Consider the following 9,366-nt stretch of genomic DNA (forward strand, 5'->3'; position numbering starts at 1 on the left):
CCCCCCCCCCCCCCCGGCGGCGTGGCGCGGCGACATCAGCCGCCGCGCCCCACACCCAATCAGCTGCGCTCGAACTCGACCAGTTCGTACCAGGTCTGCATGTAGCCGCCGACGCCACCCTGCACGAAGACCGCATCGTCGTCCGCCGTCACCCACACGTCGTAGTCGGGGTGGCCGCCGTTGGTCGTGGCCATGCCGCCGTCCGGATCGGTGAACTTGTAGTGGAAGCAGTCGAAGGTGCCCGCCTTCACCGTCACCGTCTCCTCGCCCACGTAAGCGAGGTGGATATTGACCTCCGAGACCATCGGCGGCGTCGCGCCGCGGTGGTCGGGTGAGGGCAGGAATGTACGGAACGAACGGGTGTGCGGCCCGCGCGAGCGGTCCATCTTCTTGGTGATGTAGGCATCGCCCGCGATCGGGTGAGTGCCGAAGCCGTCGAACGCGCCTTCGATCTTCACCTTCTGCGACAGGCGGCCGATCGAGGGGCCGTAGCTCTCGCACTCGACATAGCCGTCGCGGATCATGAACAGGCCCGAGCCCATGAACGCGTCGCCGATGGTCAGGCGCACGAAGCAGTCCATCGGCATGTCGTTTTCGTCGAGCGAATACGTGATGTCGCGAAGCACGGTGGGTGCCGGCTCGTCGATCTCGCAGATCGCGCGCATGGAGCGCTTGCCATCGCTATGGACGGTGAACACGAAGTCCTCGCGCCCGCGCTCCTGACCTTCGCGGCCGGGTTTGCGCGAGGTGTAGAGGATCTTGCCGGTGATTCTCCGGTGCTGCTGCATGAGTCTCTCTCCTTGAAGGGGGCCTTTAGACGGGCGTTGCGATGCCGAGGAAGCTGGCGATCAGGACCAGCACCCAGATGGTGATGACGCTGATCCGCGCGCGGCCGTTGACTTGCGCGATCACGCGGTCGCTTTCGGGCGTCGGGCCGTGGTCACGCATCTGCACGATGGCTCCAAACAGCGGCACCAGTTGGCGACGCACCAGCAGCCCGAGCGCGACGCAGGAGCCGAGCACGAGGCACTTGAGCGCGATGAACAGCGGCAACTCGATCTCCTTGGAAAGCGCCAGCATCGCCGCGGCCCAGAGCGCGAAGACGACGACGTAACGGATCGCAAGATCGATCTTCTTGTAGGTCGCACCAGCCGGGCCGTGCTTGAGATGGACGATCCACGCCAGCGCCAGCCACACAAGGCCCACGACCCAGGCCGCGATCACCCATGCGTCGGCGATCTCCACCCAGCCGCGCTGCCAGACCAGCGTGAAGCCGGTGGGGAAGGCCATGATCAGCGCGGTGCGCGGCGCCATGTCGATGTTGTTGAGGATTTTGAGCGCCATCATCCGCTCGGCTACGGAGCGCTTGGGATCGACCATGAAAGTCGAACCGTAGAAGGCGCCAAGGTCACCCCCGAGCCAGTAGACCGGAATGAGGACGTGCAGCAGGACAAGAAGCGATGCGCCGATCACGGTGTTGTTCTCTCTCTTATTGGGCGGATGCGAAGAAGGCCTGCATCGCGCTGAGGCGACCGGAGGCGAAGGCGGGATCGTCGAAGCGCGCCAATTCGACGTAGCTGCCGGTGGGCACCACGGCGGACAAGTCGCGCGTCTGGTCGATCAGCGGGTCGTTCTCACCCGCCAGCAACAGCGCCGGGCGCGTCAGCAGGGGCAGGCGGTCGAAGCCGTTCCAGCGGAATGCGGCGCGGTAGTTGAAGTGGTAGGTATCGTGCGCCTTCATCACCTCGGTCGCCCAGGCGTGAAGGTCCGCGGGCGCACCCATACCGTTGTCGCGGCGACCGGCACGGGTGCGGTTGTACCACGGGAAGAACATGTATTGGTCGCGGCAGAACTGGAACAGGTTGACCAGATAGGCGCCGTTGATGTCCGGCTCGAACGGGAAGGCGTAGTTGGCGAGGATGTCTTCCAGTTCCTCGGCCGTGAAGGTGCTGACCCCGTCGAGCACTACGCCGCGTACACGGTCGGGTGCGAGGATCGCCAGTTCGGCCGCGATGCAGGCGCCGGTATGCGAACCGTAAAGGTCCACCCGCTCCAGCCCCATCGCGTCGAGGAAGCCGAGCATAGCCTCGGCCAGCCGGACCACGGTGGTTTCCTCGCGGGCCAGGGTAGGGCTATCACCATTACCTGGCGTGTCGGGGGCGATGACCCGGCGCGTGGCTCCAAGGTCCTCGATCAGCCGCACCAGCTGGCGCGAGCTGCCCGGCGAGGCGTGAAGCATGACCAGCGGCAGGTCTTCGCTTGCGCCAACCTCGTTACCGGCATGGCGGTAGTGGATCTGGCCGTGCGCAACATCGGCGAACCCGCGCTTCACGATCGTCATGGCATTCCCCTCAGGATTTGGGCGTCAGAGGACGCGGCCGCCTTCGATCACCTCCAGCAACGCGCCGTCGGGCATGCGCAGCAGGCCGACTTTCGCGCCGTTGTAGAGCGCCCCTTCGCGGACCTCGGGACGCGCGGCCCAGTGGCCTTCGAGACGGGCGAAGTCGGGCACGTTGATGGTGCAGATCGATACGCCCGGCGGCAGCGCGCCTTCCACTTGCGGACGCGGCGTCGCGGCCTGCGGATACTGGTCGAGTTCGAGGAACGTCTCGCCCTCGTACTTCGCGGTGACCAGCGCCACCTTCTCGCCTTCCGGCAGGTCGAAGGCGAGCGAGATCATCGAGTAGTGGATCGAGACGGGATCAATCATGTCGAAGCCCAGCACGTCGCGTACCCAGTCGATCGAGGCCTGCAGGTCCGAGCAGGCAAGCACGAGGATGAACGGCCGATCGACCAGCGAGCGCGGCGTCGGCAACCCGTGTTCCGCACCATTGACGCGGATTTCGGTAAGGTAGACCGTCTCGAGGTCCGGTCCGCGCACCTGCATCGGCTTGACCGTGGGGAAGCCGTCGAGCGGCCTGGGCGGGCCGATCACCTCGAAGTCGGGCGAGGCCAGCATGCGCTCGTTGACGGCCTCGACGTCGGTGACGCAGATCTCGATCGCGGCCCAGCCGTAAGTGCGGATCGGCGCATAGTCCGGCACCGCGTCGCCTTCGACGAAGCGCAGGAACACGTCCGAACCCGAAGCCGGGCGCATCAGCACGTAGGCTTTGCCCGCGCTGGCAGGCGCCTGCCACAGCGCGGCGAGGTCTTTGCTGACGACGCCCTGCTCGACCACCGCGTAGTCGAGCCAGCGTGCATAGCGCTCCGCCACTTCGGCGACGTTGCTGACGGTATGGGTGGCGCAGCGCAGGAGTGTCATGAGCCCTCGATCCTGATAGGCCCCGGAGGGCTCTTTTGCCGATATTGATATAGTATTATATCAATTAGCAAGCGGAAATCGTGGCTGGCCGTCAGTCGGCCAGATATATCCACGGGCGCACGGCGGCGTCGCGGGCGAAGAAGCCCTCGATCTCGGCGCGGTGGCGCAGGGTGAGTTCGATGGCGTCCGCGCCCTCGATCAGCATCGTGCGCGCCTCGTCCTCCATGGAGAACGGGAACACCGCAAGGCCCATGCGAACTTCGCATGACGGCATGTCGATCGTGACCGGGGTGCCGTCCGCGAAGCCTGCCGCGATCTGCTCCACCGCCTCGCGCGGGAGGGCGATGGGGGCGATGCCGTTGCGGATGCAGTTGCCCTGGAAGATCGGGCTGAACGACGGCGCGATGACGACGCGGAAGCCGTACTCGGCCAGCGCCCATACCGCATGTTCGCGGCTTGAACCGCAGCCGAAGTTGGAGCCGCCGAGCAGGATCTGCGCGCCCTTGCTCTCCGGCTGGTTGAGCACGAAAGCCGGATCGATCTCGCGCCCGCCGATGGCGGTGTAACGCCAGCCCGCAAAGAGCCCGTCGGCAAGGCCGTCCTTCGACACCGAGCGCATCTCGCGCGAGGGGATGATCGCGTCGGTGTCGATGTTGTCGCGCAGCAGCGGCACCGCCCTGGATTCAAGCGTGACGAGCGGGGTCATGCCGCGATCTCCGAAACCAGAGCGATGCGCCCGGCGATGGCCGAGGCCGCCACCGTCTCCGGCGAGGCCAGATGCGTGCGCGTGTTCGGCCCCTGTCGGCTCTCGAAATTGCGGTTGGTGGAACTGATCACGCGCGCTTCCGGGGCAAAGCTCTCGCCGCCTGCGAAGAAGCACATCGAGCAGCCCGCCTCGCGCCATTCGAACCCGGCATCGAGGAAGACTTCGTGCAGTCCCTCGGCCTCGGCGGCAGCCTTGACCTGGGTGGAGCCCGGCACGCAGATCGCCTTGACGCCCTCGGCGACCTTACGCCCCTTGAGGATCGCGGCGGCGCGGCGCAGGTCGGAAATGCGGCTGTTGGTACACGATCCGATGAACGCCGCATCGATCGGCAGGCCCGCGACCGGCTCGCCCGGCGTCACCGCCATGTACTCGACCGCGCGCTGCTGGTCTGCCTTGCTCAAGGCATCGGCCGGGACTGGCGCGCCCAGCGGGGCTGCGTGCTGCGGGCTGTTCCCCCATGTCACCATCGGGCGGACTTCGGCGGCATCGAAGCGATGCTCGGTCGCGAAGACCGCACCGTCGTCGCTGTAAAGCGCGCGCCATGCGGCGATCGCCTGCTCGCGAACCTCGCCCTTGGGCGCATAAGGCCGGCCTTCGAGCCAGTCGAACGTCTTGTCATCCGGCGCGATCACCGCGCCCGCGCAAGCCATCTCGGTCGCCATGTTGCACAGCGTCATGCGCGCTTCCATGTCCAGCGCACGCACCGCGCTCCCTGCGAACTCGATGATATGGCCCTTGGCCCCGTTCGAGCCGAGCGCGGCAATCAGGTGCAGCGCGAGATCCTTGGCGGTGACGCCCTCCCCCAGCACACCGTCGATGGTCACGCGCATGTCCGGCGGGCGGTTCATGCGCAGCGTCATCGTCGCCAGCACATGCTCCGCCTCCGACGAACCGATGCCCCACGCGAGGCCACCGAAGGCCCCTTGCGTGCAGGTATGGCTGTCCGGGCAGACAAGAATCGCGCCGGGCAGGATGATCCCTTGCTCGGGCGAGACGACATGGACGATGCCCTGCCGCGGGTCGTCGATGTCGAACAGGGTGATGCCGTGGCGCTTCGCGCTCTCGCGCGTGGAGACGATGAACGCGGTGCCGGTCGGCATCAGCGTCTTGTCGGTGCGGCCGGGGAAAGTATCGACGATGTGGTCCATCGTCGCGAACACGCGCGAGGGGTGCATGACCGTGCGGCCCGCTTCCTCCAGCGATTTCAGCGCGACGCCGCCGGTCCGCTCGTGCAGCAGCAGGCGGTCGATGGCGATCACTTCCGCGCCGCTTTCCAGCGTCACGACGCGGTGCGCGCTCCAGATCTTCTCGGCGAGCGTGAGCGACCCTTCAGTCATTGCGCCGCGCTGTCCGCCGGTTCGCGAAGCCCCTCGATCGCACCCGAGGCGAGCAGCGCTTCGATCTCGTCCGCGCCGAAGCCCCAGCCGCCGAGAACGTCCTCACTGTCTTCACCGGGCGAGCGCAGGTCATGGCGCACGCCGGGGAGCACACCGTCGATCTCGACCGGCAGCGCGGGCAGGCGCACCGAGCGGCCATCGGTCAGCGTCAGGTCCACCAGCGCGCCGTTGGCGTTGAGGTGCGCGTCTTCCAGCAGGTCCTGCGGACGGGCGATCGGCGCGAAGGCGACGCCGCTTTCCTCCAGCTTCGCCAGCAGGTCCTCACGCGTGAAGCCGTTCGCCAGTTCGCGCACGCGGGGCAGCAGGGCTTCGCGAGCGAGCACGCGGGCATTGTTCTCCGCCAGCGCCGGGTCTGCGGCGAGATCGTCGAGCCCGAACGTCTTGGTGAACGCCTGCCACTGGCCGTCGCTGACGACGCCGATGAAGACCTGCTCCTCGGGCCGCGCCGTCTCGAACACGTCGTAGATCGCCCAGGCCGAGATACGCTCCGGCATCGGGCGCGCGGCGTTGCCGGTGACGGCAAGCTGCGCAATGTGCTGGCCGACGAGGAACGCGGTGGTTTCGTAAAGCGAGGAACGCACGACCGCGCCCTTGCCGGTACGGTGGCGCTGCTCCAGCGCGGCGAGGATGCCGATCACACCGAACATGCCGCCGGTCACGTCGATCACCGAGGCGCCCGCGCGCAAGGGACGGCCGCTAGGGCCGGTCATGTAGGCGAGGCCGCCCATCATCTGCGCCACTTCGTCCAGCGCGGCGCGGTTCTCGTAAGGGCCGGTCAGGAAGCCCTTGGCGGAGTAGTAGATGAGGCCGGGATTGCTTTGCGCGAAGTCGTCCGGACCGAGGCCCAGCTTGGCGAGCGCGCCGGGGCGGAAGTTCTCGATCAGCACGTCGGCCTGATCGACCAGCCGCTTTGCCGCCGCGACGCCCTCGGGCGACTTGAGGTCGATGGCGATGCTCTGCTTGTTCCGGTTGTACATCGGGAAGTAGCCCGCGCCCGAGCCGAGCAGCTTGCGGGTACGGTCGCCGCCGATGGGCTCGACCTTGACCACAACGGCACCCAGGTCGGCCATAACGACACCTGTGGAGGGTCCCATCACCATGTGGGAGAACTCAACCACCTTGATACCCGAGAGAGGAAGGCCGCCTTCCTGAATCATGTCGCGTTCCGTCTTGACTGTCATTTTGGTATATCTACAGTACAAATCAGCAATCGCAAGGTCCGCTGGGGGCGAGAGCGCGGCAGTGTTCGCGTCGCGAACAATCGGCCCGGCCCTCCTATGGCAGCGACCCGATCGGGCGCACCTCTCCCCCCGTGGGGCCATGTAGCCAGGTAATGGAGCACGAGAATGAGTGAGATCGTCGGCACGCGCATGATCCGCGAGGACAAGACCGCGCGCGAACTCTTCGAGCAGGTGATGGCCAACCCCGCCCGCACCAAGTTCGGCTTCGGCGAGAAGCTGGCGATCGTCAACGTCGACTTCCAGAACGCCTATACCCGGATCGACGAGTTCAAGACCGCCTACGAAACCGACCCGCGCCAGATCGAGTACACCAACACGATCTCCGCCCTCGCCCGCTCCAAGGGCATGCCGGTGATCTGGACCCACGTGGCCTATGCCGAGGATGCCAGCGACGCCGGCGTCTGGGGCACGCGCACCAACACGCCGGACTCGCTCCAGAACATCAAGTACGAGAGCCGCCGCCACGCCTTCGACGACCGCTGCGAGATCGACCCGGCGGACATAATCTATACGAAGCGCATGCCCTCGGCCTTCTTCGAGACGCCGCTGCAGAGCCTGCTGATCTGGCACAAGGTCGATACCGTGGTGATCACCGGCGGCTCCACCTCGGGCTGCATCCGCGCGACGGCGGTGGATTCGCTCAGCCGCGGCTACCGCACCATCGTCCCGATCGAGACTTGCGCGGACAAGCACGAGAGCTACCACTTCGCCAACCTGACCGACCTGCAGCTCAAGTACGCCGATGTCGAGCCAGTGCAGACCGTGATCGACTGGCTGGAGGCCCGCTGATGCGCGAGGGCGAATCCGATCCCGGCCTTTACGACTACGTTCCCTATCGCGGGCGCACACCCTTCGCCTGGCCGGGCGGCAAGAAGGTGGCGGTCTGGGTCTCTCCCAACCTCGAGTTCTACGAACTTGATCCGCCGGCCAACCCGCACCGCAAATCGTGGGCCAAGCCGCACCCGGACGTCGTCGGCTATTCCCACCGCGACCACGCCAACCGCGTCAGCCACTGGCGCATGGCCGACGTGATGACCAAGCACGGCTTCCCGGGCTCGGTCTCGCTGTCGGTAGCGCTGTGCCAGCACCACCCGCGCGTGGTCGAGGATGCCAACCAGCGCGGCTGGGAGTTCTTCAGCCACGGCATCTACAACACCCGCTATTCCTACGGCATGGACGAGCCGCAGGAGCGCGCAATCATCGAGGACTCGATCCGCACCGTGCGCGACGCCACGGGGCAGACGATTAAGGGCTGGCTCGCCCCCGCCCTCACCCACACGCCGCGCACGCTGGACCTGATCGCCGAATATGGCCTGACCTATACTTGCGATCTCTACCACGACGACCAGCCGATGCCGGTGAACACCACCAGCGGTCAGTTGATCTCGATGCCCTACAGCCTCGAGGTCAACGACCACTACGGCTTCTTCGTCTACAACATGAGCCCGCGCGAATACGCCGACACGCTGATCCGCCAGTACGAGCGCCTTGCCGCCGAGCCTTCAGGCACGGTCATGTGCATTCCGCTGCATTCGTACCTGATCGGCCAGCCCCACCGCATCGGCCCCTTCGAGGAAGTCCTGCGCCACATCGCCGCAGACGACCGGGCATGGATCACCCGCTCGGGCGACATTGCAGATCACTGGATCGCCAATGTGGGAGACGCCGCATGAGCCTCGACCCCGCCTACCTCGAATATCCGCGCCGCCGCGAAGGCTACGACCACGATCTCTACACCTGGTCGCCGATGCGCGAGCGTCCGCCCGTGGCATGGCCCGAGGGCAAGACGCTGGCGGTGTGGCCGGTCGTCAGCCTCGAGTGGTTCCCGATCACGCCGAATGACAAGCCGTTCCGCGCGCCCGGGCACATGCAGACGGCCTACCCGGATTATCGCCACTACACCTCGCGCGAGTACGGTTCGCGCGTGGGCGTCTACCGCCTGCTAGACGCCTTCGCCAAGGCCGGCGTGAAGGCGTCCTTCGCCACCAACGCCGCGATTGCCGAGCGCTACCCCTCACTGGTGGCGGACGTGGTTGCGGCCGGGCACGAGATCATCGCGCACTCGACCGACATGAACGGCACCATCGCCTCGGGCCTGCCTGAGGACGAGGAGCGCGCGCTGATCGCCAAGTCGCTCGATGCGCTGGAGAAGGCGACCGGCACCCGCCCGCGCGGCTGGCACTCGATTGCGCGTTCGCAGAGCTTCGCAACTCCGCGCCTGCTCGCCGAGGCGGGCGTCGCCTACTGCTGCGACTGGGTGAACGACGAACTGCCCTACGTCATGACGACCGAGGCGGGTGAACTGGTCAACATTCCGCTCAACCACGAGTTGTCGGATCGTCAGATCATCACGGTGCAGCAGCACTCGGCCGACAGCTACGTAGAGCAGATGCTCGATGCTGCCGACTGGCTGACGGCGGAAGCGGCGCGCGAAGGTGGCGGGCGCATGTTGCCACTGCAGGTGACGCCTTACATCATGGCCCTGCCCTACCGTATCGGTTCGCTGGAGACGTTGCTGGAAACGCTGGCGGCGCGTGCCGACGTGTGGTTCGCGACGGGTGGTGAGATTCTGGATAGCTGGAAGGCGTAAGCAAAATCCTCCCCGAGCTTGTCTCGGGGAGGGGGACCGCCGCCGCAGGCGGTGGTGGAGGGGGATAAGCAGGCCCCCTCCGTCAGCCCTAACGGGCTGCCACCTCCCCA

At 66.5% G+C, this 9,366-nt stretch carries 10 protein-coding genes; 3 read left to right on the top strand and 7 right to left on the bottom strand.

All coding sequences use genetic code 11. The features are described 5' to 3' along the window. Positions 1 to 59 precede the first annotated feature (59 nt). The 7 genes from ACYPYD_RS17055 to ACYPYD_RS17085 form a co-directional block, all read right to left on the bottom strand. On the bottom strand, positions 60 to 788 hold the full coding sequence (locus ACYPYD_RS17055) for a DUF3108 domain-containing protein (protein WP_036527054.1): 729 nt from the start codon (positions 786 to 788) through the stop codon (positions 60 to 62). A 25-nt stretch (positions 789 to 813) separates the two neighbouring features. Then, positions 814 to 1,473: a hypothetical protein gene (locus ACYPYD_RS17060; RefSeq protein WP_459664380.1), complete on the bottom strand. Its 660-nt coding sequence runs from the start codon at positions 1,471 to 1,473 to the stop codon at positions 814 to 816. 16 nt (positions 1,474 to 1,489) lie between these two features. After that, positions 1,490 to 2,341 carry an alpha/beta fold hydrolase gene (locus tag ACYPYD_RS17065; RefSeq protein WP_459664382.1) on the bottom strand — a complete coding sequence of 284 codons (852 nt, stop codon included), beginning with the start codon at positions 2,339 to 2,341 and terminating at the stop codon, positions 1,490 to 1,492. Positions 2,342 to 2,365: 24 nt separating this feature from the next. Next, on the bottom strand, positions 2,366 to 3,262 hold the full coding sequence (locus ACYPYD_RS17070) for a VOC family protein (RefSeq protein WP_459664383.1): 897 nt from the start codon (positions 3,260 to 3,262) through the stop codon (positions 2,366 to 2,368). Between the two features lie 91 nt (positions 3,263 to 3,353). Continuing rightward, positions 3,354 to 3,968 (bottom strand): 3-isopropylmalate dehydratase small subunit, encoded by a 615-nt coding sequence (gene leuD / locus ACYPYD_RS17075; RefSeq protein WP_459664385.1) that lies wholly within the window; start codon positions 3,966 to 3,968, stop codon positions 3,354 to 3,356. Then, positions 3,965 to 5,365: a 3-isopropylmalate dehydratase large subunit gene (locus tag ACYPYD_RS17080; protein ID WP_459664386.1), complete on the bottom strand. Its 1,401-nt coding sequence runs from the start codon at positions 5,363 to 5,365 to the stop codon at positions 3,965 to 3,967. The genes leuD and ACYPYD_RS17080 overlap by 4 nt, the downstream gene beginning before the upstream one ends. Further along, the gene (locus ACYPYD_RS17085; RefSeq protein ID WP_459664390.1) at positions 5,362 to 6,606 is read right to left on the bottom strand and encodes a CaiB/BaiF CoA transferase family protein; all 1,245 of its coding nucleotides are present in this window, start codon (positions 6,604 to 6,606) and stop codon (positions 5,362 to 5,364) included. The genes ACYPYD_RS17080 and ACYPYD_RS17085 overlap by 4 nt, the downstream gene beginning before the upstream one ends. A gap of 165 nt (positions 6,607 to 6,771) precedes the next feature. Between ACYPYD_RS17085 and ACYPYD_RS17090 the strand changes: the two genes are divergently transcribed. From ACYPYD_RS17090 to ACYPYD_RS17100, 3 genes are read left to right on the top strand one after another with little or no spacing between them, the layout of a single operon-like run. Then, entirely contained in the window at positions 6,772 to 7,455 is a 684-nt protein-coding gene (locus tag ACYPYD_RS17090) for an isochorismatase family protein (RefSeq protein WP_459664392.1), read from the top strand. Next, positions 7,455 to 8,339, top strand: coding sequence for a polysaccharide deacetylase family protein (locus ACYPYD_RS17095; RefSeq protein ID WP_459664394.1), 885 nt, complete (start codon positions 7,455 to 7,457; stop codon positions 8,337 to 8,339). Before ACYPYD_RS17090 ends, ACYPYD_RS17095 begins: the two co-directional genes overlap by 1 nt. After that, entirely contained in the window at positions 8,336 to 9,256 is a 921-nt protein-coding gene (locus tag ACYPYD_RS17100) for a polysaccharide deacetylase family protein (RefSeq protein WP_459664396.1), read from the top strand. The genes ACYPYD_RS17095 and ACYPYD_RS17100 overlap by 4 nt, the downstream gene beginning before the upstream one ends. Positions 9,257 to 9,366: the final 110 nt, after the last annotated feature.

The organism is Novosphingobium sp. 11B, from assembly GCF_054589055.1.